This is a genomic window from Brucella pseudogrignonensis (assembly GCF_032190615.1).
GTDB classification, from domain to species: Bacteria; Pseudomonadota; Alphaproteobacteria; order Rhizobiales; family Rhizobiaceae; genus Brucella; species Brucella pseudogrignonensis_B.
The window spans coordinates 132,441-157,472 of record NZ_JAVLAT010000003.1 but is presented as its reverse complement, the minus strand read 5'-3'; the positions used below and the strand labels follow the sequence as shown (position 1 = coordinate 157,472).

The window sequence follows — 25,032 nt, the reverse complement described above, 5'->3', positions numbered from 1 at the left end:
GGTCAGGCTCAGACCTTCGACATTGCTCTCAAAAGGAATTATACGAAGTCAGGCTGCCCGTCGTGCGGCAAGCGGCGCGTCGGTCAACTCTTTGTTATCTAACGCAATCGTGCCCTCAACGACATCGGCCATTGCAGCGATTGCGCGAACAAGTGTGCGCTGTCCGTTGCCTTCCACACCCGCAACCCCGATGATTTCACCGGGACGAATTTCGAGATCAACCTGATCAAGCGCTGGCCCTTCAGGATCGGGGCGCGTCGATACCTTGTTCATACGCAGTATCGGTGCAGTTTTTCCTGCAACGACATTCTCATTTTCATGTGCATGGGTAACGATCATGCTGCCGGTCAATGCTGCCTTGTCGTCGGCATTAAGATTTTTAGCCGCATTTGCACCAATGATCAGCTCTGCAAGCTTGTCAGCATCGATCTCGTCACATGGCAGCGGACCATCAACCAGCCTGCCGCCGCGCAGCACCGTAACCGTATCGGCGATTGCCAGCACTTCCCGAATTTTATGCAGGATCAGGATGACGGTGACACCGCGCTCTTTGAGACGGCGAACCCGCTCAAAAAGCTTATCTGCACCTTCGGGCGATAAAACTGCTGTCGGCTCATCAAGGATCAGAAGCTTGGCTTCCGAAACGAGCGCTCTTGCAATTTCAACACCTTGTTGCGTCTCCACCGCCAGATCACGAATGCGCTGACTGGCTTTCACTTTGACATCAAGCGCGTCGAGATGCAGTTGCCAGCGCCTCTCCAATTTGCCTTTGGAAAACAGACCACCGCCTTGAGCGCCGAATTGCATTGCTTCCGCCACAGTGAAAGACGGCGGCAGCGCAAAACTCTGATGCACCAGTTCAACACCCATATTGCGGGCGTCTTTGACATTGCCGCCCACAATTGGGCGACCATCTATTCTGAGTTCGCCCGATGCCGGGCGAACAAGGCCAGCCAAAACTCTGGCGAAAGTGGTTTTTCCTGCGCCATTCTGGCCAACAACGGCATGGATTTTTCCACGCTCGAAGACGGCTCCGACATCGCAGAGTGCAACGATCTGACCGTATCGCACGGTCACATCGCGGCATTCAAATATGGGCTGGCTGGCCTTGGTCATTGCAGCAGATCCGGTCAGAGCGTTGTATTGAAGGGAACTTTCAGTGATCCGTCCAGAATTGCGGCGCGCGCGGCTGCAATTTCCGGTTCAACTTCCTTCGCTTTGGCAACGAGATCAGCCGGGCCTTCCTGCGCGAAAAGTGGCGACAGGATGAAATCGATAACACCGGTTCCAAGACCTGTGTGCTCATGTGTACCACCGGCAAAATCACTGCCATTGGCTTTCTTCACTTCATTGTATAGCGAAGTACCGAAATCGAGACCGACGATTGAGATGACATTTTTCGGACCTTGCGGGAACTGCGCCGGATCAAGCACACTCACCAGACGACCTTCACCTTCTTTTGCGGCTGCGATGATGCCAAAGTCGGTTGCTGCTGCATCGGTCTGGATGAAGTCAATGCCGCTTGAATACATCTGCGTGGCAATTTCCTGTCCCTTCGCCGGGTCCTGAAATGAGCCTGCAAAAGCAACGGCAACCGATGCATCAGGCCGAACAGACAATGCGCCAGCCTTGAATGCGTTATAGTCGGCATTGATCGGTGGAATAGACACGCCGCCAATAAAGCCGAGCTTGCCGGTTTTGCTCAGACGCGCTGCGAAAATGCCGGACAGATAGCAACCGAGATAATAGTCATAGGAAACCGTGACGACATTCGGAATTGCCGGTTCAAACGGATCAGCAAAAAGCTGAACCCATTTTGTATTCGGATAGGAGGGAGCAAGCGCTTTGAATGGTTCCGCCACTTCATTGAATGTTGAAACGATTACGGTAGCACCCGCGTCGCCCAAAGTGCGGAAGATGGTTTCGTAGGTAGCAGGGTCCTGCGCGTAAACGGCACGATACTGAAAGCCCTGTTCTTCGGAAAGCTGCTTGAGCTTGGCGATCATCGAGTCCACAGCACTGGCGTCACCTGCCGCTTGCGTATGTACCAGTGCGACGAGGCCACCCACCGCAAAAGATGCAGCGGTCATCAAACCACTGGTTATACTGAAGGCAGCCAATCCAGCAGATGTCTTCAGGAAGCTTCTGCGATCGATTGCTTGACGCAGAATATCGATTTCGTTTGATTTTTTGTTCGTCATGTTCCCATTTCCTTGCTCTGGAAGTTCATTATCCGAGTTATTATTGGGGCGACTGTGCGTCGCCCTTAGGCTTTTGTTTTTAAGTGCCCGGCGAAAATGAAGCCGGGTTCATAATCATCACATCCTGCGTCTGGATAGCATCGAGTGCCCAAACCCCAGCGATGAATGTCTGCCATTCAGGGTCGGCATACATCGCGGCGCGTCGTGCTTCGCGATCAGCAAGACTGTCATAGCGCCACATCAGCACCGTGCGATGCAGATGCCCGATCTCGCTGACATAAAGGCCGAGAAACGTATTGAGATGCCGCTTTTGTATTGGCAAACCTTCTGTCTCATATTTCTTGAGCCAGCCATCGACCGTACCGGGTTTGAAAGTATATGTGCGATGTTCGACGATCACAGGGATGCCTCCTCTAAAATGAATTCAGCAGCGCGCTCTCCGATCATGATAGCGGGAGCGTTTGTGTTGCCACTCGAAATGATTGGCATGATTGACGCGTCTGCCACACGCAGACCTTGCACGCCGTGAACTTTCAGCCGTGCATCAACCACGGCCATTGGGTCGTTACCCATCTTGCAAGTGCCAACGGGATGAAAGGTGGTCATCGCGTTGGCGCGCAGCCATTTGGTCAGCTCAGCATCGCTTTCAACCGCCGGACCCGGCGCTAATTCCTTACCGCGATATTTATCGAACGCTTTTTGCTTGATCACATCGCGCGTCAGGCGGATTGCATTGATCATGGTGCGAATGTCGAACTCGGTTTGCAAGTAATTGGCATTGATGCGCGGGCGATCCATCGGGTCAGCGGAACGCAGACTAATCTGGCCACGGCTTTCTGGATTGACCGGGCCAACACGCAGCGAGAAGCCATGATTGGCTTCAACGCGCTCTTTTTTGAACGGGTTTGGAAAGTGGAGATTTGCAGTTTTTTCAAGCGCAGGCATGAAATGAAGCTGAATGTCAGGTGCTGCCAGATCGGTACGTGATTTGACAAACGCGCCTGCCTCATAAGGGAACGTTGTGGTGATACCTTCCCCAAACAGCATACCCTGAATAACGGACCATGTAAGTTTATCGGCGCGCAGATCGGAATAAAGCGTAACCGGTTCGGGGCATTCATAGGCCATGACGCAATCGACATGATCCTGAAGGTTTTTGCCAACACCGGGAAGGTCTTTTACGACTTTGATGCCATGTTCTGCGAGCTCACTTGCTGCACCAATACCGGACAGCATCAGGATTTGCGGAGAATTGACCACACCCGCCGACAGGATAACCTCGCAGTCAGCATGGACCCTGGCCACTTTTCCCTTGCGGCTGTACTCAACGCCAACAGCCCGACCATTTTCAATCAGAATACGCCGCGTATGAGCGCGCGTGATAATGGTGAGGTTTGACCGCTTTTTAGCCGGGCGCAGGAAAGCATAAGCCGTCGAACAGCGCTTCCCCTTGGCGATGGTGAAGTTGTAGCGGCCAAAGCCCTCCTGCTCTTCACCATTAAAATCATCATTGAGCGGATAACCGGCCTGTTCGCCTGCTTTGTTGAAAACATTCAGCAAACTATTCCAGCCGCGCGCACGGCAAACAGTCAGTTCGCCTTTTGTGTTGTGGAAGGCATCCTTGCGCTGCACATGGGTTTCGGAACGAAGAAATGCGGGCAGCACTTCATCATAGGACCAGCCTGTCGCGCCCATCTGTGACCAGCGATCATAATCATGACGGTTACCACGCACATAAATCATGCCGTTGATGGTCGATGTGCCCCCAAGCACTTTACCGCGCGGCCAATAGAGCGAGCGATCATTGAGGTGCGGTTCGGGCTCAGTGTGATAATGCCAGTTGTAAATGCCCGAATGAAACAGCTTTCCCATCAACATAGGAAGGCGGAACAGCGGATTGAGGTCTTTTCCGCCAGCTTCCAGCAACAGGACCCTATTGGCCGAATCAGCAGAAAGCCGGTTGGCCAGCACGCAGCCCGCCGAGCCCGCACCGATGATGATGTAATCGAATGTTTTCTTTGCGGCCATGTTACCAAGCGATGGGTTGAGCACCCATCTCCTCTAGAAAATCGTTGCAGAGAATGAACGGATTAGGTCGGGAAAGCACACGCTCCGCAAATGCGGGATGATCGCGCAGAACGCAGTGCAGGTTGCCACCGATGGTTTCGTCAATGCCTGCCAGTTTAAGCGCCTCTGCAGCCGCATCACCAAAGCCCAGAAACACTACCGGTTTTCCGCGTGCAGCAAGCGCGCGTAACGTTTCTACAATCAGGGGGCGCCAGAGAACGAGATGCCCCTGAGACTGATGCGCATCCACATCGACCCGGAAGCGCGTGAGCGTAAGAGAGGCATTGAGAAGCAAGGCACCCTCACTCACCCAGCGATCAGCAATGCCGGAAGGATGCTCCAGCTCAACAGCGCCACTTTCAATCGCATGCAAAGTCTTCGGCCAGTCGGCAAAACTGCGTGCATAAGATAAATCTCCGGTGCGCGCGGCAGCGATCTGCTGCGTGTATGCGCGGATGCTTTTGGAGAACATCTTGTTGAGTTCGCTCCAACCAGCCAGATTGCCCGCTTCAAATGCTCGTCCGGTGGCAAAGCCGGGTTCAGGATAAGGGTCCTGACCGAGAACGACGCAGCGAACATCATCAGGCGAAATATCATCAAAGGCGCGCAAATAATGCGCACCGACCGGCATTCCCGGAAAGTGTTTGCCACGGCGAACCGGAAAAATCGGCTCCCAGATTTCCAACTCAAGTTCTGGCGCAATGCCATCAAAATCAAGGGCAACATTGCCGAGAAGTGCGCGCCATGACTCTGGCAGATCGGCGGGCCAATCCGACAGAAATTCCTCCATCGCAGTTTTTAACCGCATAGTCATTCGCACCCTCCCCAAGGTTGCGGTGGTCAGGCCGCTCCAAGAACCTGACCGTTTTGTCAGCTTTTTATGAAAAGAAGTTGACCATCTTGTCAACTTCTTTTTTATTGGCAACTCGATTCCTTTGGTCTCTTACTGTCGTATGAGTAGACCAGTGGATGCGCGCGTGTCTGACCGGGATGATTAATCTTGGAAAAATACTTGAAAACAATGGGATAACCAATGGCAGAACATAGCAGATCGGTGGAAATGGAGCCTGGAAATCAGGTGACTTCTGATGAGCCGATCAGAGCGCGAAACGTTCTCAGGATACTGACAGCCGCTGTTGAGATTTTTTCTCGCAAGGGGCTTGATGGTGCGCGTATTGTTGAAATTGCCAAAGCTTCGGGACTGCCAAAAGGGAATGTTTATTACTATTTCTCGTCAAAGGAAGAGATTTACAACGCAGCAATCGACCGGCTGATTCACAGCTGGGATGATGCCTTCAGGCACATTTCAGCAGACCGTGAACCGGCGGAAGCGATAGAAGCTTATGTTCGTGCCAAGCTTAATCATGCATGGGAAAATGCAGCCGAAACGCGCTTGTTTGCCAATGAAATTTTGCAAGGTGCAGAACACCTCTCCAAAGATGCGCGTGAACATATGCGAAAAGTCACCGCCGAAAAGGCACGCGTCATTAATGCATGGGCTGCATCGGGCAAAATCGTGCCTGTCGATGCGCGACATCTATTCATTCTGCTCTGGTCGGCAACCCAATTTTATGTCGAGTTTGAAGCTCTTGCCTGTGATGCACTTGATGTCAATCAACTTATTGAAGCCGACTACGCAAATGCGGCCAAAACAATTACCAACACGATCCTGCGTGGTCTTTTGATAATAGAAGCGTAATGGACAGAGCGCTAAAACCTTAACCACCGCGGCCTCCGGGCTTTGTCGCAAACTTTTCAGTAGGCTAAGAACAAGCTTATCGCTGGACGTGATTATGCAGCGTTCTCCGCGAACAACACGAATGGCGAACAATTGTCGTTTGCGAATTGGTTCTTACGGACCATATGTGCTACTTCGATCCCAGCAATGGTAGCAGAAGCTGAATGAAGGCTTTTGAAGCCTAACATATGTTTGGTGATCCGCTTGATGAAGCGATGACCCTGTTGAAGGATATTGTTCAGGTATGTAACCTTTAGGAGTTCAATCAGCTTATCCGCACCCGTAATTTTCATGATATTGTTTATAGCCAGCGCACCAGCCAAATTAGCCCCGCTTTTATCAATAACAATCTCGTTTGGAATACCATTGCTTGCGATGGCTTGCCTAAAGAACCGTCATGCAGCGTCGAGATTTCGGCGCTCAGACAGCATGAAGTCAAGGGTTTGTCCGTCTCGATCAACAGCTCGATACAGATAGGTCCATTCCCCTTTGACCTTTACATATGTCGCGTCAACCCGCCATGAACCAAGTGTTGGGCGTTTACGTCTTTGCGCCTGAGCCGCAATCTCCGGCGCGTATTTAACAACCCATCAGTTCAATGTTGCATAGTCAATCTCTACGCCATGTTCAGCCATTATTTCTTGAAGATCACGATAGGAAACCGGGTAACGAACGTAAAAGAATACGGCATACATGATCACACTTTTGGGGAATGCGTCCCCTTGAAATCGACCATGATTAATGCCTCGCTTCGATCTGAAATCGGTACAATCCCTTGCACGGATCATCAGGCATGAAAAGTTTGCGACAGAACCTCTTACCAAGTATGGGAAACGAGCGAAAGTAGAAAACGCTATAGGCAATTATAAATCAATAAACGATTCAACGCTGAGATCACGCAATGTCGCCAATCAGAAGACGGAAGTTATACTTGGATGCAGTGTCTATAACCGCATGCTGTAAACACCACGCCCGAAATCCGTCCGTCTCAAAGTTGAAACACAATAGTTGAGCATCAAAGACCGGATTCCGTTCAAAATCTATTCCATGCAACAACGCCCGCTTGGAGAACAATGTCAAATCAGAACGGAAAATTTAGCTCACGATAAGACATTGAAGCTCGTATTTTTTGGCATTTTTGTCCTTTAAGCCGCAAAAAGCGACGGCAAACCGATGGCAAGAATAAGATTCCAGTGTCAATTTTATGACTTTTGTGTGGAAATTGACGTTTTTGGATCGGGTCGGCGGCTATTATTTCAACCGCGCTCTTGGGTTTCAGCCTCTTTTTTTCGACGCGATAACATCCACAATCCGAATAAAGCGCCCAAACCACCCACCAAAGCGAGTTCTATAGATGGGGAATGCATATTTAACGCCATAATAGAAATTCCAGCGCCCAATATGCAAATAAGCATGCCAATCAGCCGAGCCCTCACAGTGCCATAAAAATGCGATTTGGCGGCGGCACGTCGCTCGGGATGTCTTTGCTGCCAGTCGTCAAGTGCCGTCTTGAATTCGCGCAACAGGCGCTCACGGCCGGGCACGTCAAGCGGGCTTACAAGCAATGTCGGATAGCCTGGACGCACCAGTTTCAGGAAATCGTCGGTACCCCAGCCACTGAGTTCAGCAAAAGCAATGGGTGCGCGACGCGAAAATTGCAAACCATCCGGCATGACTTTGATCCGATTGCGCGTCGGAAAGGCCTTGAATGCAATGAGCGGCGGCACCACCAATGCAACCAGTGCAAGAACACCCGCAAGGATAATTGGTCCACGATTTAAAGTAACAAAAAGGAAGCATGCGGCACTTGTTATGAGAGAAAAAGGCACCGCAAGTTGGTGCCATCTTGTGTAGACTGAAGCCAGAATAGTATCATCGTCATTCATAGGATTGCCTTTCCCCGTTGGAGAAAACTTCGTTATGATTGAATGCGATAATCTCTCTAAGATTCTGTTTTAACATATATTTTTTCCTAAAATATTTTCACATTTTTTGGAATGCGCTCTCACACGCGCGATATGCAACCCTGCCGGAACCTTATGCAGAGGTTAACAATCCGACCCTTTTCGAGGACTCGATCAAAACGCCGCTACCGACATACTTCTGCGGACAGAAATGTTGCTGATTCCAGGCTATTCGAGGGGACGCTTGAAACTTGTGCGAAGCGCATCGAGACGGCCTATAATAACCGCGATACCACAACAAATTGAGCCAAACCCGAAGGACAGTGTGCCCAGCATCAACCTTTGAACCGAATTCGCTTCAACGATGAAAATTAAGCCGATCACCACCTGAATAAGCCCGAGCATCAATATCAGAATCTTCATTCAACAAGCACCTCAAAGTCGAACGTCAACGAAAAATCTGAGGCTTTCCGGCTTGCAGGAACTGTCTTTCTCATTTGACCGCGGCACAATCAAACTTGATAGCATCGATCTCTCCTGAAGCAACGTTATATTCACTTACCTGAAGAAATGAACACATATAGATCTTTTCTTCCTTTTGCAGGAAAACATAATTTCCTGTTGCGGTCTTTATTTCATAACCCTGCTCGGCGAGATCAAGAATCGTAGGTCTGCGCTCCGCAAGACACGTAGATGTCAATGAAGCGAATAATACGAGAGTAGATACTAAAGTCTTCATTATAGTCCTGTATATGCTACGTTTGGAGCCCTTAAACTTGGCACAGTGAATCTTATTGAACAATTAATTATCTCTGTCAAAATTTTAACTCGACGTTGTTAATTGGCACGTAACGAAACACGTGTCTTTCATCGCCGGACGGGGTGTGGATGAACGATAAATATCGTGCCGTCATAAGCCATGGGCGCTGCGCCGAGAGCATCAGAGAAGGGGTGCTTTTTCCGGTGAGCCAGCATCGAGTGTGATTTTGGATCGCAACGAGCTATGATGCTGGCTTCCGGTATAAAGTCTGCTTTGATGGCGTTATCGTTCACTGGCGCGCGGATCGACATTCTGCGCACCTCACAACAGCATCCGTAATGACCGACACATAACGCGACAGATCTAAAAATTTTGCGACAAAGCCCCGGTTTAGGACCGATGCGGTCGCCCATTCAGCCGAAGACGATGCCGCCCAGCGGACGCACCAAGAAGCTGACCGTATAGGTCGCAAAAGACGCAATGATACCGGTAGTCGGATCGAATTGCGGAAAGAACAGATGATTGAGGATCAGCGCTGCAGCCATCGCGTAAAGAATGAAGTCATACCATTCAACGACGGTGCCGATGGTGCTGGCAAAAATCGTACTGCCAAGCGCCTGCTGCTTGCTCATAGTTTCGATTGTCAAAATCCCTCTCCCTCGATTTGACGTATATAAAGTCCCCCCGGCCTTTGTTAGCGCCGCTTGAAAACCGGCGCTCTTTTCTCCTTGAACGCCGCTCGCCCCTCCTGCGCATCAGCAGTTGCAAAGCAGATGGTTTGCAGATCGCGCTCATATTCGATGGCTTTTTCAAGCGGCATCGAGACAGAAGCTTTGAGGTTGAGCTTCGCGGTTTCGGCGGCAATCGGTGCACGCGATGCGATCACACTCGCAATTTCGCGCGCCCGCGTGAGCAGATCAGCCAGCGGCACGACTTCACTCACCAGCCCCCAGCGCTCTGCCTTCTCGGCGGGAATCGGGTCGCCTGTCATAATCATCAGTGCTGCGTTGGATGCGCCTATGGAATGCGCCAGATGGGCAGCCATCCCTCCACCACCGATCCAGCCGAGCTTGATCTCGGGTGCCGCGAATTGCGCATTATCAGAAGCAATACGGATATCGCAGGACATCGCAGTTTCGAGCCCGCCACCAAAAGCATAGCCATTGACAGCTGCAATCGACGGCTTGAGAAGCGCACGAAATGCATCGCAGTAATCCGGCCGATTGCGGAACTGCCAAGGTGTCTCATAGGTATCGAGTTCGCGAATATCCGAGCCCGCACAGAATGCACGTTCTCCAGCGCCCGTCAGAATAACGCAACGGATCGTGTCGCTATCGTTGCATTCGGTCACAGCTGCAACGATGGCATCAGCCATTTCCGGCGTCACGGCATTGAGTTTCTGCGGACGGTTCAAGGTGATGACGGCAACTGCGCCGTCGATTTCGAAGTTGATGTCTTCAGTCATGGAAAACTACCTTTCACCGTCATGTACGCGCGAAGCGGCGTAGAGAATTTGCAGCTCATTCAACACTGCCGATGCCGGGCGGCGTTCATCAAAGGCCGCCCCCAAAAGCGCCGAAGCTATGCCCTGAAAGGCGATGTAGCCATCATGGCGTGGGCGCACATAAGCCTGCTCCAAAGTGTCCGCGGTGTTACGATAAAAATTGCCCCATCGCCGGTTCACCCGCTCATCATGCCAGGCGTCGCGTCGCGATGGCTGGCCTTCATGATCGGGAATGAACCCAGATTGGGCTTCACTGCTCATTAGCCACAAGAGATGCGTTTTGAGCGCGGAGGTGATATGAGCACGGCGCGAAACACCAATGCCCGTGCCGCCCAATGTCGAGCCCGGAAGACCGCCATTGGCTGCGCGTGGCGCATTATGAAACGCGACAGGCTTTCCACTTTGCGGCGCAGCATAATTCACATAACCATAGACCAGCGGGCACAATGCAACATCGTCATACTCGGCCATATGGCCCAATATACCGATAGGGTTCCTTTGCCGAACAGATGCCGGGCTTCGTGCCGCAAGTTCTGCCATCAGATCATAGACGTGCTGCCCCACATTTTCTGAAACCAGTATGTTCGGGTCTTTTTCGGCAGGAGGCTCGCCAAAAGCTGCCGCGATAGACAGAAATGACAGGCAGGCGTGTGGGCCAGCAAGCGAAAGCGCGACTTTGCCGCTTTGCTGCGACAGGCGAAGCACCTCATCCCAAGTGACAGGCACACCGTCTGAGAGATCAGGACGAAGAGCCATAACCTGCGTTGCAGCATCAAGCGGCAACGCCCAGTGCTTACCCGCAAAGCGATAGCTCGTTAATGACGGACCGATACTGGCCTTGGCAAGCTCAGCAACCGTTTCAGCGCCAAACACGTCTTCAAGCGAAAGCAGACAATCGCCAGATATTGCCTCGCCCACATGCGGATGATCGAGAACCACGAGATCATAGCGGGCGCAGAGATCAGCAATCGGGTGGGATTCAAAACCTTCTAGCGGCTGCTTGTCCCAATGGATGTCCAGACCGGCAGCAATAACATCCGGCAATTTTGATGCCGCCGCCAATGCATTATAGCCGCGCGGATGATCCCAGGTGAGAGCTTTAATCACCTGCATTTCAGATATTCCCCGACACGATAGCGCCAGATTTCTCAAGTGCTTCAATCTTGTCTGCCGCATATCCGGCTTCGGCCAGCACATCTCGCGTATCCTGCCCGGTTACGGGTGCCCCACGGTCCACTGTCGATGGCGTCTTGGAAAAGCGGATCGGGAAGCCCGGCGTTTTTACCTTGCCCTCTGTCGGATGCTCATACTCGACAAAGGTGCCGTTATGCTTGATCTGCTCGTCGTCCACGAGATCGGCATAGCCATAGACTGGGCCGCACCAGATATCGGCTGCGCGAAGAAGCTCCAGCCATTCGGCAGAGGTTTTCGTTTTCAGCTTATCGCGTGTCTTGGCAAAGATTTCATCGCGACGCGCCCAAGTATCAACCTCATCATTCATGATGAGGAAACTATCTTCGCCAATCACTTCACCCAGCGTTTTCAGCTTCGGAAAAGCGACGATGATAAAGCCGTCAGAGGTTGCAAAAGCACCGTAAGGCGCCCGGATATAGACATGGGCATGTGGCTCTGCCGAACGGGTTTGCGGCTTGCCACCGACGGTGAAAACCGAAAGCTCCTGCATCTGAATGGTGGTGATCGCATCGAGCATATTGACCTGCACCAACTGCCCCTCACCCGTACGCTCACGATGGAGAAGTGCTGCAAGCGCGCCTTCAAACGCAGTATAAGCGGTGATGGCATCCACCAGATATTGCCCGGCGGCGGTTGGCGGCTCGCCCTCACGGCCTGCCGAAAGCATAGCGCCCGACATACCTTGTAAAACGAGATCCTGCCCCGGACGATGGACATAAGGACCATCTTCGCCATAGCCAGAGATCGAAACATAGATCAGCTTTGGATTGATCTTGGAAAGCGACTCGTAATCGACGCCAAGACGCTTTGCGACGCCCGGACGATAGTTTTGCAAAAACACATCGGCGGTTTTCACAAGGTCAAGAAGCACCTGTTTGCCGTCTGGTGATTTCAGATCGACCGCGAGCGACCGCTTGTTACGGTTAAGCGACAGGAAAGAGACATTAACGCGGTTGCCTTCGGCACCGCCCGCCGCCACATGGCGCTGCCATTCGCCCGTCGTCGGCTCAACCTTCACCACATCGGCACCAAGATCACCCAAACGCTGCGCTGCAAATGGCCCCGCCATCGCAATTGAACAATCCAGCACACGATAGCCTGATAAAACACCCATGGCAGCTCCACTCCCTGCTCAAATCCATTTGCGTCAGAACCTATCCAATATTTTTGTTTTGTCTAGAGTGAGCGCTAACATTTTTATATTCATATCTTCATGATTTATGCGATAGTGCCACAAGATGTTTTAGCGCTAACATTTTTCAATTGACGTGATGGCGCATATGTGAATAAAGTTTTTACAAGTGAACGGGAGGTTCACGCTGGAGGAGAACACATGACCAGAATTCGCTCAGGCCTAGGTTTGAAGGCACTCACACTCGCTATTTTGTCGGCGTCTGCGCTGAGCGCGAGTGCGCAAAATCAGGACCGCGCGGCACTGCTCGGCACCCTGCCAACTGAAATTCAGGCACTTTATACCGATGTGGTTGAAGTTGGCCCTTCTGCTTATGGTGATTTCAAGGCGCCCGCGAAGCCGTGGCGCTGGTGCCATTCGGAGTCCTATATGGGCAATCCGTGGCGTGTAACTTTCAATGACGAACTCAAGCGCCTTGTGGATGGGGCTATCGCTGCAGGCGATGTGTCTGAATATGTTGTTTCAGACTCCAATGGCGATGCCACACAGCAGATTTCGCAAATTCGCGCCTTCATCGAGCAGGGCTGCAATGTCATCACGACGATTGCCGGTTCTTCCACCGCACTCAATGCAGTGATTGACGATGCCTATAAGGCTGGCATTCCGGTTATAACGTCCGCTGGTTCCGTAATGACGCCGAATGCCATCAATGTCATGCACAACCAAAACCTCTGGGGCTACCAGATGGGCAAAGGCATTGCGGAAGTGCTCAAAGATGGCGGCACAGTTCTTCAGGTTGAGGGCATCTCCGGTCATCCGCTTGTACAGCAGGAAAATGCCGGACTTGAAAAAGCCGTTGAAGAGTCCGGCAATCTCAAGATTGCCCGTAAAGTGAGCGGCGAATGGACCGGCACGACAACGAAATCCGCAGTGCTTCAGGCACTTGCCACCACACCGCAGCAGATTGATGCAGTCTGGTCGACGGGCAGCGAAGCACGCTTTATTGCGGAAGCCTTCCAGCAGGCAGGTCGTCCACTTCCCTTGATTGCCGCTTCCATTTCTGGCGATGCACTTGGCTACTGGAATGCCAATCAGGACACGTTCAAGTTCTATGGCGGTGAAGTATCACCGCATGTTGCAGCGCAGAACGCTTTCCGCGTCGCATTACGGGTTCTTGAAGGCCAAAACCCGCTCGTCAATACGATCATCGCTCCGATGCCACTTGTGACGCAGGCCGACCTTCCAAATTGGTACAAGGACTGCATGAAGCCGGATTCCGCAGCCATCTTCCCGATACCGCCGCAGGATCCATTCCCGGAAGAACTGCTTAATGGCTACTTCTCGAACGGAAGCGCCACCGCACTTTATGACTTCGCGAAAGTTCCAGCTTCCTGCTCCAAGTAAGGTTTGCAGGACGACGCGCTGAATAACGTCATTGCCAAAGTCAATTGGCCCAAACCATTGGCAATGACCTTCGCTTATCGCATGCAGAAAGTCATTTCATTATGCCAGACTCTGAGCATCCCTCGCTGGGCACATCCAGCATACACAGACTGCTTGCCGAAGCGGGGCTGCCCAACATCACGCACGCTCCGGTCATGTCACTACAGGTCGAAAACCTTGAAAAGCGTTATGGCGAAACAATTGCGCTCACAAATGCCAATGTGACTTTCAGCCATGGCGTTCATACGATCCTGGGGGAGAACGGATCGGGCAAGAGCACGATGCTGAAAATACTGTCTGGCGTGGTCGCACCCACGCATGGGCGTGTCGTTCTCAACGACAAAACCGTCTCGGCCAGATCGCCTGCAGATATGAAGGCACTGGGCCTTGCTACGGTTTTTCAGGAAGTTTTGATCGCTCCGCATCGTTCGGTGGTCGAGAATATCTTTCTCGGATTTGACGGACTCATTACCCGTAAAGCCAGCAAATCAGTACGCGAAAAGGCAGCCCGCGCAGTTCTGTCAAAAATTGCACGCTTTCCGATCGACTTGTACGCAGCGGCTGGCAGCCTGTCACTAGCAGCACAGCAGCTCGTAGTGATTGCGCGCGCCTTCATCAGCCGTCCTTCGATCCTGCTTCTCGATGAAGCAACAGCAGCGCTCGACTATGCAGATCGTGATCTCGTCTTTGAAACAATCGAAGAATACGCTGCGTCGGGCAATATTGTGATCTTCATTTCGCACCGGCTGGAAGAGGTGAAACGCCTTTCCGATGAGGTCACGGTGCTACGCAGCGGCCAAGTTGTCGATACGCTCGACAGGCAGCAGATCAACAGCCAGATCCTTCTGGAACTGATGGCGCCGGAGGCTCATCTCCATGTTGAATGATCAAATCATTCTTACCTATGAAAATCTCGTGCTTGCGCCGGGGCGCAAAGCGCTGTCCGGCACCATCCGCGCCGGAGAGATAACCGGACTTGCAGGTCTTGAGGGCCATGGCCAGGAGCAATTTCTGCTGGCGCTTGCAGGCTTCAATCAGCCTCGTCATTCAAAGGTTGAAATCGTCACCCGGTCCGGCGAGCAGAATGCCTATAGTAATCATCACAATGCCGCCAGATGCGGCGTGGTTTATTTGCCGCGTGACCGACGCGCGACCGGTATTTTCCCGGTGCTTTCCGTACTCGATAATTTTGGTATGCCTTCCATGCCGCGTTTTTCATGGGGTGGCATCCTCAACCGCCGCAAACAGAAGGAAGAGCTGCAGCGCTATACCGAATTTCTGTCGATCCGCTATCCGGCAATGGACGCGCCGATCACGGCACTCAGCGGCGGCAATCAGCAAAAAGTGCTGCTCGCACGGCTTCTGGCGCTCAAACCGCTTGTAATGCTGCTCAACGATCCGACACGCGGCGTTGATCTCAACACCCGCATGAAATTCTATGAAGCCTTCCGTAAACTCGCCCGTGAAGAAGGTATCGCGCTCGTCATCCTGTCGAGCGAAATCGAAGAAATCCTGCAAATCTGCGACAGCGTTTCAGTGTTCCGCGATTTTGAATGCTCAAAAACTATCAGCAAATCCGAAATGTCGATGTCGGGCGTCCTTGCAGCCATGTTCGGGCAGGATGAGGTGGAGCTATGATCTTAACCGACAACAAAAGCGGCTTGCGGCGCATCTTCTGCGGCAGTCAGGAAACACGGCTCGCCGCAATCCTGTTCATCATTCTGCTTGTCATCAATATTGTGCTTAACCCGGTACGCTTTGCACCGTCAAACTGGGGCTCGGTGTTGGGACTTGCAGCGCCGCTGCTGCTGACTTCGCTCGCGGTTACCATACCGTTTCTTGCCGGACGCGGCTCAATTGACATTTCCGTTGGTCCGCTCGTGGGTTTGATCAATGTCATTCTCGTTCAGATGCTGATCACAAAAGGCGGCATATCCTCGCCCTGCATCATTATCCCGGCAGCAATTGCACTCGGTATTCTAGCTGGCGCATTAAATGGCCTTCTGGCGGCGATCATCCGTATTCAGCCAATTGTTGCAACGCTTGGCACCTACTTGATATTTGGCGGGCTGGCGCTCACCATCCTGCCGTCCCCATCGGGTTCCGTACCTGCATGGCTGTCATCTTTTGCGGGTCCATGGTCCATTCTGCCGGTAGGTGCTGCGGTTCTGATATGGATCGGTATCAAACGCCTGCCTTTCTATGAGACGCTTATGGCCGTCGGCAGCGAGGATCGAGCCGCCTACACCGCTGGTGTCAATGTTCCGCTCGTGCGCTTCATCGCTTATGTGCTGGCCGGATTATTCGCAGGACTGGCAGCATTGTCGCTCACAGCCCTCATTGGCTCAGGTGATCCGATCATCGGTCCCGGCTATACGCTGATTGCTATTGCTGCAGTCGCCCTTGGCGGCGTCAGCCTCGCCGGCGGCGTTGGCGGATTAACCGCAGCATTTCTGGGTGCAGCATGTATATTCCTGCTGCAAAGCATGTTGACGGCCTTCAACGTCTCGACCTTCGTGCTGCAGGCAGTCTATGGCGCAGTACTTGTTCTGGCTGTCTGCCTCAACTCCGAAAAACTCAAACTCTCTTTCCGACGCAAGGTGGCGCAGTCATGATTAAGGCACTGGCTACAAATCGCGCGCTGGTCGCCTTCATCGGGGTGGCGCTGGTATTCCTCCTGGGAGCAGCCCTCATTCCGGGCTTTGCCAGCCTTTTCTCCATTCGCGCCATGCTGGTTCTGGCAGCACTGCTTGCGATTGCAGCACTCGGGCAGACGCTGGTGATGATCCTTGGTGGCATCGACCTTTCCATTCCGTTTGTCATCGGCTTTGCCAATGTTGTCTTCGCCAGCCTCTATGGCGATGGAATGTCACCGCTTTTGGCCGGTATTATCGTGCTGGCATCGGCGGGGCTGATCGGTGCGTTTTCCGGCGCATTATCGGCAGCGCTTTCCATCCACCCACTCATCGTCACGCTTGGTGTCGGAACGATGGTTCAAGCAGGCGTACAAATCTGGACACGCGGCTTGCCAACAGGTTCAGCGCCCGCTTTCATCAATGATTTCGTGTCATTGGGTGGCAGCATCGGGCCTTTGCCATTCCCTTGGCTGATCCCGTTTACAATTTTGCTGACCGTTGGCACCGTCTTTGTGTTGCGCCGTACGATTTATGGCCGCAAGCTTTATGCGCTGGGTTCAAATATCAAAGCCGCCGAACTGGCACTGATCAGACCGGTTGCAATCTGGGCAAGCACCTTTGGCCTCAGTGCCATGTTTGCGGCGCTTGCTGGCATTCTTCTGCTCGGCTTCACCGGCTCATCAAGTGCGACAGTGGGCACGCCCTATCTTTTCCAAACGGTTTCTGCGGTCGTTATCGGCGGAACCGCACTGATCGGCGGGCGTGGCGGATTTGTCGGAACGGTGGCTGGCGCGATCATGCTGATGGAACTGCGCACGTTTCTCATCGGCATGGGATTTTCGGACGCCATGGTACAGTCGTCACTCGGTATCCTCATCCTGCTTCTGGTCGCAGCCTATGGCCGTGATCGCCATATCCGCAATCTTATCTGAAGGAGAACCCGTTGGACGAGCGGCTTGCACGGACAATTGATGCCATCAAAGCATCCGGTGCCGATTGGGGCGTTTTTACCAGCCCCGATGGCATCGCCTACGCTTCAGGTCATGTCGTTTCCATTGAAGCGGGGCCATCACCCTTTGCGGGTGGACCTGCCATCGCATTGGTTGGCAAAAACGGCGAATGCGGACTTGTCGTCACCAATCTCGAAGCAGAAACGCCAAGCTGGGCACAGATCATTCTCACATATGAAGGTTTTTCATATAAAGAGCCGACAGACATTTTTACGAACTATCTCAATGCTGCACAGGATCTCTTTACCAAATTTGGTATCGGAGGAGCAATTGCCATAGAGCAGAACAGCTTCCCATTATCCTTGCTCCCACTTATCGACACATGCCGTCGTGTGTCGATTGATGATGCTTTCAAGCGCCAGCGCATGGTGAAAACAGCAACTGAGATCGCGCTATTGCGTAAGGCAGCGCTGACCGCTTCCGCCGGGCAACGCGCGTTTATTGAGCACAGCAAGGCGGGCCGCAGCGAGCTGGAAATATTTGCCGACATCAGGCTCGGCATGGAAAGCAGAGCTGGTGAACGCCTGCCACTTACCGGCGATTTCATATCCGGCAAAACCCGCACATCAGCATTCATGGGCTGGCCAACAAACCGTATCGTTGCCACCGGTGACCCACTCATCTGCGATCTCGCACCGCGCGTCAAAGGCTATTGGGGCGACAGCTGCGCATCGGCAATGGTGGGCAAAACAACTAATGAGTTTGAGAAACAGTTCAAGGCCGTAAAATCGGCGCTTGATCTGGCAATCGAAATCATCCGCCCAGGCCTTGGCATCGGTGAACTGGATCAAAAATTGCAGGCCCATATCGCAGCACATGGCTATGGCTATGCCCATCACTCCGGACATTCTATCGGTACATCTGTCCATGAATGGCCACGGCTTGTCAGCTATGAAACAGAGCGTTTCCGCAAAGACATGGTTGTGATGGTAGAACCCACCGCCTTCGATCCGGACACTGGCGGCGTGCGGCTCGAATTCATGCTGCATGTGACAGAAAATGGCTGCAAAATGCTAACCGACTTCGAGCATCAGATGGTTATTAGCCACTAGCCCTGATCTTGAGTTCGAAACCGACATCGACAATCGTGTTTGTCGATGTTTCGCCACGCATTGCTTCCAGTAAAAGCTCACCCGCCTTCCGTCCGATTTCCGCCGAAGGTACTGCAACCGTCGTCAATGGCGGCAGCAGATGACGCGAAAGTTCAAAGTCGCCAAAGCCTGTAATCGCGAGCCGTTGTGGCACTTTGATACCAATGCGCTGTGTCTCCAGAAGCGCACCGGAAGCAAGAATATCGCTTGAAAACATGACAGCATCGGCTTCCGGATATTGAGCCAACGCCCGTCGCAGAAGATCGACACCCGAAGCCATGGCAATCGGCATTTCAGTTGCCACCGTGATGCGTGGCTTCTCGTCCGGAAACTCTTGCTCCATTGCCGCTTTGAATGCGCCACGGCGTTCGGCAGCACGGCTGTCGCCTTTCCGAACCACACCGGCAAACACAATATAGCGCCGACCCGTATTGATCAGATGACTGACCATCTCGGTGATTGCCGCCGTATTGGAAAATCCCACCAGCCGGTCAATCGGTTTATCGGTAAAATCCCAGCCCTCAACGACTGGAATTTCGGCACGTTTGAGCAATGCAACACTGCGCTTGCTATGGTGTGTGCCGATCAGAAAAACCCCATCCGGTCGCCGCCCGAGGAGGCTACGAATGATTTCTTCCTCGCGCTCCATTCGGTAATCAGTATTGCCTAAAAATATCTGATAACCGGACCGATGCAGTACATCGGAAAAATGCTGGATCGTGTCAGCAAAAACAGATGCGGACAGTGTGGGTATAATCGCCGCAACCGTATTGCTTTTATGCGATGCAAGATGGCTGGCCGCGAGATTATGAACGTAATGCGTCTTCTCGATTGCATCCTGTATAAGCTTCCGCTTTTCAGGCATCACGGAATCTGGAAAACGCAACGCACGCGAAACGGTCTGCATGGAAACCCCTGCAGCCGCAGCCACATCCGCCATGGTCACACCAGAACCTTTGCGGCGCTGCTTTCGCGGTGTTGAGGCTTCAACGCTCACAGATAGAAAGGCCTGACACAGACGGGGGTGCCTATTTCGATGCGTTTGCCCGTATCGGTCAAAATTCCCGTCTCCTTATCGATTGCGAAGATCGCAATGCAATCTCCATTCTGGTTAGCGACCAAAAGCCAGTAGCCATCCGGTGTCAGCGTAAAATTACGCGGTGTTGCGCCACCCGTAAAGCTGTGACCGATCTCAACCAGGCTGCCATTCTCCTGATCCACACGAAATGTGGTGATCGAGTCATGACCGCGATTGGAACAGTAAAGAAAGCGACCATCGGGCGAGAGGTGAATATCAGCCCCATGCGACTCAAAATTCGCTGGCACTGTCGGCAAGATCTGAACAAGGCGCATCTCATCGCCGTCGCGCTCAATGAGCGAAACCGTGGAATTCAGTTCGTTGGAGACATAGACAAACCGGCTGTCGGGATGCTGTGCGATATGGCGAGGACCAGTACCGGGTGGCGTCGCAACACTGCTCACCCGCTTGAAACTGCCATCATTATCAAGGCGATAGGCAATGACTTCATCAAGGCCGAGGTCCGCAGACAGAAACATGCCGCCTTCCGGTGTTTCAACCACGCAATGCGGGTGGCTCCGTTCCTGCCGGTCGACGACAGGCCCAAGCTTGCCCTCGTGACGAACGCTATGTGAAACCGGCCCGAGGCTGCCGTCAGACAACACTGGCAACGCAACAAGCGACTGGTCAGGCCCGCCCGAGCCCATCGCATAATTGGCGACAAGCACAAACTTTCCATCCACTGTCACGGTATTATGCGCAGTTATGCTGCCTTGGGCACTTTGCTTGTTGAGATAAACAAGTTCACCCTTTTCAGCATCAAAACGATAGGCACTGACCGTTCCCTCGTGCCAGCTAAATACTTCGGAATTTGCATAAATCACGCCGGTATCCGGCGCGACACTCAGAAATGTTGGATTGTCGACGGAAGATGTTGCGCATGTATACGATGCATCTCCTGTCGTCGTATCGAATGCGAAGATGGAAAGACCCTCGCCACGCGCACCCTGAAAATAAGGGGCTTCGCGATTAAGCGACCCAACAGCCAGATAAAGCTTCCTCACGCATTCCTCCAATGCAAACTCATTCCTTAATGCATCACCCATCCGCCATCGACATTCAAGGTCTGCCCGGAGATAAATCCTGCTTCATCAGAGGCAAGAAACATCAAAGCCGAGGCAATATCCCGCGACGATCCGCGACGCTTAACAGCCTGATGCTCAAGCACGAATTTCGTATAACCCTCCGGGTCGGGGTGGATTTTCTCGGCATCTGTTGGAAAAGCACCCGGCGAAATTGCATTGACGGTAATGCCATAGGTACCGAACTCGCGTGCCCAGGCACGTGCAAGCCCAATGAGCGCCCCTTTTGATTGCACATAAGGCGAAAGGAGCGACCAGCCGCCATAGGCAGTCACGCTGGCGATATTGATAATACGACCCCACCCCTTTTCACGCATATGCGGCAGCGCCACCTGAACGCAGACAATGCCCGCATCGACATTGATGTGCTGCACTTTCTGCATTTCCTCAAGTGTATAGTCTTCAAATGGCTTGGACGGATAAATCGCAGCATTGTTGATTACGACATCAAAACCACCGGCCTCACGACTAATCGCCTCCAATTCAGGGCGGAGTGACTGCAAATCCGACAGATCGAGCGCATGGATCGAAAGTCCGCTATGCCCCTCGACCTCCGCCTTGCTTTTCAACTCTTCAATTTTTTTCGGATCATGATCGATAGCCACAACCCGTGCGCCAGCGCGTAGAAAATTGAGCGTAGTTTCAAGACCTAGGCCACCGGCAGCACCCGTGTAGAGAATGGTTTTGCCTGTCACAGAAAACGGCGATGGTGCGGTCATGAGCGGTCTCCAATAGCAACGTGATTGCCCGATGGCACCGGATATTCCTCAATTGGCTGCTTCGCAATTGCGGCAATGCATGTTTCTGTATCCGCGATGCTCGCCGCATCACCAAGAATACGGAACGTGCTATCGTAACGGCGCTCTTCGCCGTGTTCGAGCCAGATCAGTTCGCCGCGGTCGCGGGCAGCACCATGTCCCAGAACGTGATTGGTCGCAGGTTCGATACCGAGCGCATATTGCCCGGCCTGCAGATTCTGCCACTCATACATGCAGGGGAACTGATCCTTGCGGGTAACGACTTCAAAACCGATGCCCAGCTTGTCATTGACCAGCGCAACCGGCACTTCACCATTGGCATCCGCACCCATTTCATGCTGCCAGACCTGCTCATGAAACTGCATCTGCGGCGCAGGCAGCGTACGATATCCGACGCTCTGCTTTTTGTAGTCTTCTCCGGCATGAGCCGCCCAGACCACATCCCTGACAGGTGCCAAATAACGTGAGCCTTCGGCCAAAACGGGGTGCCCGACATTAATATGATAACAATACATATGCGGCGTGCGATAAAAACCGCGATTGGTCACGCGATCTGTCAGCTTGATATCGTTCGTACCGGCTTTGATTTCGATGCGGCGTGTCAGTTCGAGATGCTCACCGAACACGGTTCCCTGTGTGACGACACCCTCGCACCAGAGAGTGCATTCGTCGCCTTCCCAGCGCTCACCATAGCCAGTCAGCTTTGCAGGAATAGTACCAACACGGCCATGAATGGCGTGCTTGATCGTCTGACGCGGCTTGTAATTATAATGGTCCGCCGCCTCGTCATACATAAAGAGGATATGGTCCAGACCGCATGTCACCATCAGGCCGGAGAAAGAACGCATCCAGCCAAGACCGCCCTCGCCCTCATATTCATGCAGTCCCGGATGGCGGAAACCGGACGGAGAATGCCAACCGATAGCCATGCCACGATAGTCGCAATCGGCAATATCAAGCGCGCGATCAACCAGAACGGTAAAGCGCAAACCGGTGCCTGAACGAAACTCCAGCATTCTTATGCCGCGTTCCAATCCGTCTTCAAGCACCATCAGGCGAACGCCTGCAAATTGCGCAAAAGAGCCACTGCTCGCGGCGATGTCGCGACGCGACCTCACCTCTCCATAAAGCTTCACCATTCTGTTACCTTAAAATGCTGCGGCGCGCAGCTAGTTCAGTCAAAGGCGGCCAGTGTTTAAACGCTTGTTTATAGCACCTTTATAACACCGGCCGCCCCACCCCGCCCAAGGTGGTATTAAAGTCCCTGCGCGCGCAGCTTTCCATCGAGGAACTTCTTCGCACGTGGCACATCGGCCTCATCGAGATGTTCGATAATCATCGGAATATTCGGATGCTTTTGTGCAAGGCGCTTGAGGTAAAGGTCATAGTTCAGCGAACCGAGACCCGGGGCCGGCAGTTCGATCTCACCAACGCCGCGGAAAGTATGGCTTTCAAGGGCATCGGCATCACCGATATCAGCATGCTTTTCCGTCTTGTCGTCGCCTGAGCGCTTGACGTCCTTGGCATGACCGATCTTGATCTTGTCGCTCAACGTATCGAAAACCTGGTTGAGAATTTCATCCATCCGGTCGATGTTGTGCGTCTCAAAATAATTGGTTGGGTCCATCAGCAGGCCAAGCCCTGGATGATCGACCTGCGCAAACATTTTCACCGTTTCCTCGACCGAACCGACGACGTTGTTCACATAGGTTTCGAGCAGGAACACCGCACCGTGGTCATAAGCAAATTGCGACAAATCAGCGATGACCTTGCGGCACTCTTCAAAACCCTCTTCGGTCTTGTTCTTCGGATGATGAACCCAGTCGGATTCAGTGTTGTAAGTACCGGTTTCCGAAATCACATAAGGCGTACCGAGATATTGCGCGTGGCGGATAATCTCTTTGAGATAACCCACGCGGCGCTCGCGCTCCGCCTTGTCCGGATGAATGATATTCGTATAACCGGAAATGCATGAAATCGGCAGATTATGATCGCGGAATGTTTCGCGAATTTTGACGCATTTGTCCTTAGTGATCTGTCCCGCACTCAGATCGATATCCTTGAAATGCATATCCAGCTGGACTGTATTGAAGTCGAGTGCGTGGATTTTTTTGGCCGTTTTCTCAAGCGAATAAGGGAAATAGCCGCTGAAAATACCCACCTGCATCATGATCGAAACCCTCCCGTTAAGATTTTTTGTTAATGCACATCTTTCCCGAAAATCGCTTCGCACTTTTCGGGAAAGATGTACTCATTTAATTGATTGATATCTCGGACAATTTGACAGTGCGGCCTTCATCGATTGACTTGTAGCCAGCCTCAATGAGTGCGACCGTCTTCACATTGTCCGCCACAGAAAGCGCTGGCGGCTCGCCAGACTGAATGGCGTATTGCAGCTGCTCCATCACACCGATAAAAGCGTGCGGGAACCACATGGTTTCCCATTTTGGGCTTACCCATTTGCCGTCTGTCGTCTTTTTGGAGGCATAAGTCAGCGTTGATGGCGAACCATCCGGCCAGCCAATCGTGCCCTGTGCCACACCATCCGTACCCTCGACCCGCCATTTGATGTAAATATCGCTGTCAAAGCTCTCCTCGCACGGCCCGGACCAGACGTCTTCCATCGAAACAGCCATCACACCGCTCGGGAACATCAGCGTTGAAACGGTGATACCGTCCTTGTGTTCAAACTGAGTGCGGGGGTCAGTGCGCGTCAGCGTGGTGATGGTGTCAGGTTCACCAAACAGGAAGCGCAGCACATCGAGATGATGCACGCTCATGTTAGACAGTGTCAGGCGGTCATAATCTTCCAGAAACCCCTGCCAATGCGGGATGGCACGCATCTCGATTGTCGCCATGACAGGCGCGCCAAGCTCACCCTTGTCGAGAATTTGCTTCAGTACGCGCATCGACTGGTCGTAGCGCATGTTCTGATTGACCGAGAGGATTTTGCCAGCCTTCGCTGCTTCATCGCGAAGCGCAATGGCCTCTTCAAGCCTCAGAGCCAGTGGCTTTTGGGCGAGAATGCCCTTGATATGTGGCTGCGCAAGCGCTTTGCGAATGAGCGCAGGCTGCTGATCCGGCGGATAAGCAATATCGATGATTTTGATAGCTTCGTCGCCAATCAGCGCTTCTGGCGTGTCGTGCACTGTAGCGATACCCCAACGCGCGGCGACCTCTTCGGCCTTTGCCTTGGTGCGTGAGGCGATTGCCGCGACCGTAAAGCCCGCTTCCTTATAGGCAGCAAGATGGCACTCGGCCATGATCATGCCTGCGCCAATACAGCCTATTTTGAAATCCCGAGCCCGCACCTGCGGATCAGGAACAAAGCCCCGTGCTTCGCTCATCGCGTCCTCCCATTAAATGTCCCCGCACAGATCCATCGATCACAGTCCGGACCGTCCAGGGACGAAGCCAACCTCCATTGGCGCGCT

General features: G+C 52.8%; 24 protein-coding genes and 2 pseudogenes. 8 read left to right on the top strand and 18 right to left on the bottom strand.

All coding sequences use genetic code 11. The annotated features are described in order from the left end of the window. Positions 1–48 precede the first annotated feature (48 nt). The 5 genes from RI570_RS18615 to RI570_RS18595 form a co-directional block, all read right to left on the bottom strand. Positions 49–1,116 carry an ATP-binding cassette domain-containing protein gene (locus tag RI570_RS18615; protein ID WP_313830226.1) on the bottom strand — a complete coding sequence of 356 codons (1,068 nt, stop codon included), beginning with the start codon at positions 1,114–1,116 and terminating at the stop codon, positions 49–51. A gap of 14 nt (positions 1,117–1,130) precedes the next feature. After that, entirely contained in the window at positions 1,131–2,156 is a 1,026-nt protein-coding gene (locus RI570_RS18610) for a BMP family ABC transporter substrate-binding protein (protein WP_409558714.1), read from the bottom strand. A gap of 124 nt (positions 2,157–2,280) precedes the next feature. Further along, the gene (locus tag RI570_RS18605) at positions 2,281–2,601 is read right to left on the bottom strand and encodes an NIPSNAP family protein (protein ID WP_313830224.1); all 321 of its coding nucleotides are present in this window, start codon (positions 2,599–2,601) and stop codon (positions 2,281–2,283) included. Then, positions 2,598–4,229, bottom strand: a complete 1,632-nt coding sequence (locus RI570_RS18600) for a choline dehydrogenase (RefSeq protein WP_313830672.1) — start codon at positions 4,227–4,229, stop codon at positions 2,598–2,600. Before RI570_RS18600 ends, RI570_RS18605 begins: the two co-directional genes overlap by 4 nt. A 1-nt stretch (position 4,230) precedes the next feature. Next, positions 4,231–5,082, bottom strand: coding sequence for a uracil-DNA glycosylase (locus RI570_RS18595; protein ID WP_313830223.1), 852 nt, complete (start codon positions 5,080–5,082; stop codon positions 4,231–4,233). Between the two features lie 219 nt (positions 5,083–5,301). On the opposite strand from RI570_RS18595, the gene RI570_RS18590 reads away from it, so the two are divergent. Further along, positions 5,302–5,967, top strand: a complete 666-nt coding sequence (locus RI570_RS18590) for a TetR/AcrR family transcriptional regulator (protein WP_313830222.1) — start codon at positions 5,302–5,304, stop codon at positions 5,965–5,967. Positions 5,968–6,059: 92 nt separating this feature from the next. On the opposite strand, the pseudogene RI570_RS18585 reads toward RI570_RS18590, so the two are convergent. Further along, positions 6,060–6,742, bottom strand: a pseudogene (locus tag RI570_RS18585) (IS6 family transposase). An 80-nt stretch (positions 6,743–6,822) separates the two neighbouring features. Here RI570_RS18585 and RI570_RS18580 point away from each other — a divergent pair. Next, a pseudogene (locus RI570_RS18580) lies at positions 6,823–6,969 on the top strand (IS5/IS1182 family transposase); the annotation flags it as partial. Between the two features lie 293 nt (positions 6,970–7,262). Here the strand turns inward: RI570_RS18580 and RI570_RS18575 are convergent. The 6 genes from RI570_RS18575 to RI570_RS18550 all read right to left on the bottom strand — a co-directional run bounded on the left by RI570_RS18575 (position 7,263) and on the right by RI570_RS18550 (position 12,482). Then, a complete protein-coding gene (locus RI570_RS18575; RefSeq protein ID WP_313830221.1) occupies positions 7,263–7,892 on the bottom strand; it encodes a hypothetical protein in 630 nt (209 codons plus the stop codon). A gap of 246 nt (positions 7,893–8,138) precedes the next feature. Beyond that, positions 8,139–8,333, bottom strand: coding sequence for a hypothetical protein (locus RI570_RS18570; protein WP_313830220.1), 195 nt, complete (start codon positions 8,331–8,333; stop codon positions 8,139–8,141). Positions 8,334–9,083: 750 nt separating this feature from the next. Then, positions 9,084–9,317 carry a hypothetical protein gene (locus tag RI570_RS18565; RefSeq protein WP_313830219.1) on the bottom strand — a complete coding sequence of 78 codons (234 nt, stop codon included), beginning with the start codon at positions 9,315–9,317 and terminating at the stop codon, positions 9,084–9,086. Positions 9,318–9,364: 47 nt separating this feature from the next. Further along, positions 9,365–10,135: an enoyl-CoA hydratase/isomerase family protein gene (locus RI570_RS18560; RefSeq protein WP_313830218.1), complete on the bottom strand. Its 771-nt coding sequence runs from the start codon at positions 10,133–10,135 to the stop codon at positions 9,365–9,367. A gap of 6 nt (positions 10,136–10,141) precedes the next feature. After that, positions 10,142–11,287, bottom strand: coding sequence for a carbohydrate ABC transporter substrate-binding protein (locus tag RI570_RS18555; protein ID WP_313830216.1), 1,146 nt, complete (start codon positions 11,285–11,287; stop codon positions 10,142–10,144). A 1-nt stretch (position 11,288) separates the two neighbouring features. Next, the gene (locus RI570_RS18550) at positions 11,289–12,482 is read right to left on the bottom strand and encodes a CaiB/BaiF CoA-transferase family protein (protein ID WP_313830215.1); all 1,194 of its coding nucleotides are present in this window, start codon (positions 12,480–12,482) and stop codon (positions 11,289–11,291) included. 219 nt (positions 12,483–12,701) lie between these two features. Here RI570_RS18550 and RI570_RS18545 point away from each other — a divergent pair, with 219 nt between their 5' ends. From RI570_RS18545 to RI570_RS18520, 6 genes are all read left to right on the top strand, one after another. Then, positions 12,702–13,904 (top strand): substrate-binding domain-containing protein, encoded by a 1,203-nt coding sequence (locus tag RI570_RS18545; protein WP_313830214.1) that lies wholly within the window; start codon positions 12,702–12,704, stop codon positions 13,902–13,904. Positions 13,905–14,005: 101 nt separating this feature from the next. Beyond that, positions 14,006–14,830 (top strand): ATP-binding cassette domain-containing protein, encoded by an 825-nt coding sequence (locus tag RI570_RS18540; protein ID WP_313830212.1) that lies wholly within the window; start codon positions 14,006–14,008, stop codon positions 14,828–14,830. Then, entirely contained in the window at positions 14,820–15,581 is a 762-nt protein-coding gene (locus RI570_RS18535; RefSeq protein WP_313830211.1) for an ATP-binding cassette domain-containing protein, read from the top strand. The genes RI570_RS18540 and RI570_RS18535 overlap by 11 nt, the downstream gene beginning before the upstream one ends. Continuing rightward, positions 15,578–16,558 carry an ABC transporter permease gene (locus RI570_RS18530; protein ID WP_313830209.1) on the top strand — a complete coding sequence of 327 codons (981 nt, stop codon included), beginning with the start codon at positions 15,578–15,580 and terminating at the stop codon, positions 16,556–16,558. Before RI570_RS18535 ends, RI570_RS18530 begins: the two co-directional genes overlap by 4 nt. Further along, on the top strand, positions 16,555–17,511 hold the full coding sequence (locus RI570_RS18525; protein ID WP_313830208.1) for an ABC transporter permease: 957 nt from the start codon (positions 16,555–16,557) through the stop codon (positions 17,509–17,511). Before RI570_RS18530 ends, RI570_RS18525 begins: the two co-directional genes overlap by 4 nt. 11 nt (positions 17,512–17,522) lie before the next feature. After that, complete coding sequence (locus RI570_RS18520; RefSeq protein ID WP_313830207.1) at positions 17,523–18,641, top strand: Xaa-Pro peptidase family protein; 1,119 nt, start codon at positions 17,523–17,525, stop codon at positions 18,639–18,641. Here the strand turns inward: RI570_RS18520 and RI570_RS18515 are convergent. From RI570_RS18515 to RI570_RS18490, 6 genes are all read right to left on the bottom strand, one after another. Next, the gene (locus RI570_RS18515) at positions 18,631–19,677 is read right to left on the bottom strand and encodes a LacI family DNA-binding transcriptional regulator (RefSeq protein WP_313830205.1); all 1,047 of its coding nucleotides are present in this window, start codon (positions 19,675–19,677) and stop codon (positions 18,631–18,633) included. The two genes, RI570_RS18520 and RI570_RS18515, sit on opposite strands and share 11 nt — an antisense overlap. Beyond that, a complete protein-coding gene (locus RI570_RS18510) occupies positions 19,674–20,762 on the bottom strand; it encodes a lactonase family protein (protein ID WP_313830203.1) in 1,089 nt (362 codons plus the stop codon). Before RI570_RS18510 ends, RI570_RS18515 begins: the two co-directional genes overlap by 4 nt. Positions 20,763–20,788: 26 nt before the next feature. Further along, the gene (locus RI570_RS18505; protein ID WP_313830202.1) at positions 20,789–21,559 is read right to left on the bottom strand and encodes an SDR family NAD(P)-dependent oxidoreductase; all 771 of its coding nucleotides are present in this window, start codon (positions 21,557–21,559) and stop codon (positions 20,789–20,791) included. Next, complete coding sequence (locus RI570_RS18500) at positions 21,556–22,737, bottom strand: aldose 1-epimerase family protein (protein WP_313830201.1); 1,182 nt, start codon at positions 22,735–22,737, stop codon at positions 21,556–21,558. The genes RI570_RS18505 and RI570_RS18500 overlap by 4 nt, the downstream gene beginning before the upstream one ends. 116 nt (positions 22,738–22,853) lie before the next feature. Further along, a complete protein-coding gene (locus RI570_RS18495; RefSeq protein ID WP_313830200.1) occupies positions 22,854–23,768 on the bottom strand; it encodes a sugar phosphate isomerase/epimerase in 915 nt (304 codons plus the stop codon). 85 nt (positions 23,769–23,853) lie between these two features. Then, positions 23,854–24,945, bottom strand: coding sequence for a Gfo/Idh/MocA family oxidoreductase (locus tag RI570_RS18490; RefSeq protein WP_313830198.1), 1,092 nt, complete (start codon positions 24,943–24,945; stop codon positions 23,854–23,856). Between the last annotated feature and the right edge of the window lie 87 nt (positions 24,946–25,032).

Coding starts and splice junctions, on each gene's coding strand:
- RI570_RS18615 (WP_313830226.1), bottom strand. CDS start 1,116: ATGACCAAGGCCAGCCAGCCCATATTTGAATGCCGCGATGTGACCGTG.
- RI570_RS18600 (WP_313830672.1), bottom strand. CDS start 4,229: ATGGCCGCAAAGAAAACATTCGATTACATCATCATCGGTGCGGGCTCG.
- RI570_RS18595 (WP_313830223.1), bottom strand. CDS start 5,082: ATGACTATGCGGTTAAAAACTGCGATGGAGGAATTTCTGTCGGATTGG.
- RI570_RS18590 (WP_313830222.1), top strand. CDS start 5,302: ATGGCAGAACATAGCAGATCGGTGGAAATGGAGCCTGGAAATCAGGTG.
- RI570_RS18575 (WP_313830221.1), bottom strand. CDS start 7,892: ATGAATGACGATGATACTATTCTGGCTTCAGTCTACACAAGATGGCAC.
- RI570_RS18570 (WP_313830220.1), bottom strand. CDS start 8,333: ATGAAGATTCTGATATTGATGCTCGGGCTTATTCAGGTGGTGATCGGC.
- RI570_RS18560 (WP_313830218.1), bottom strand. CDS start 10,135: ATGACTGAAGACATCAACTTCGAAATCGACGGCGCAGTTGCCGTCATC.
- RI570_RS18555 (WP_313830216.1), bottom strand. CDS start 11,287: ATGCAGGTGATTAAAGCTCTCACCTGGGATCATCCGCGCGGCTATAAT.
- RI570_RS18550 (WP_313830215.1), bottom strand. CDS start 12,482: ATGGGTGTTTTATCAGGCTATCGTGTGCTGGATTGTTCAATTGCGATG.
- RI570_RS18545 (WP_313830214.1), top strand. CDS start 12,702: ATGACCAGAATTCGCTCAGGCCTAGGTTTGAAGGCACTCACACTCGCT.
- RI570_RS18540 (WP_313830212.1), top strand. CDS start 14,006: ATGCCAGACTCTGAGCATCCCTCGCTGGGCACATCCAGCATACACAGA.
- RI570_RS18535 (WP_313830211.1), top strand. CDS start 14,820: ATGTTGAATGATCAAATCATTCTTACCTATGAAAATCTCGTGCTTGCG.
- RI570_RS18530 (WP_313830209.1), top strand. CDS start 15,578: ATGATCTTAACCGACAACAAAAGCGGCTTGCGGCGCATCTTCTGCGGC.
- RI570_RS18525 (WP_313830208.1), top strand. CDS start 16,555: ATGATTAAGGCACTGGCTACAAATCGCGCGCTGGTCGCCTTCATCGGG.
- RI570_RS18505 (WP_313830202.1), bottom strand. CDS start 21,559: ATGACCGCACCATCGCCGTTTTCTGTGACAGGCAAAACCATTCTCTAC.
- RI570_RS18500 (WP_313830201.1), bottom strand. CDS start 22,737: ATGGTGAAGCTTTATGGAGAGGTGAGGTCGCGTCGCGACATCGCCGCG.
- RI570_RS18495 (WP_313830200.1), bottom strand. CDS start 23,768: ATGATGCAGGTGGGTATTTTCAGCGGCTATTTCCCTTATTCGCTTGAG.
- RI570_RS18490 (WP_313830198.1), bottom strand. CDS start 24,945: ATGAGCGAAGCACGGGGCTTTGTTCCTGATCCGCAGGTGCGGGCTCGG.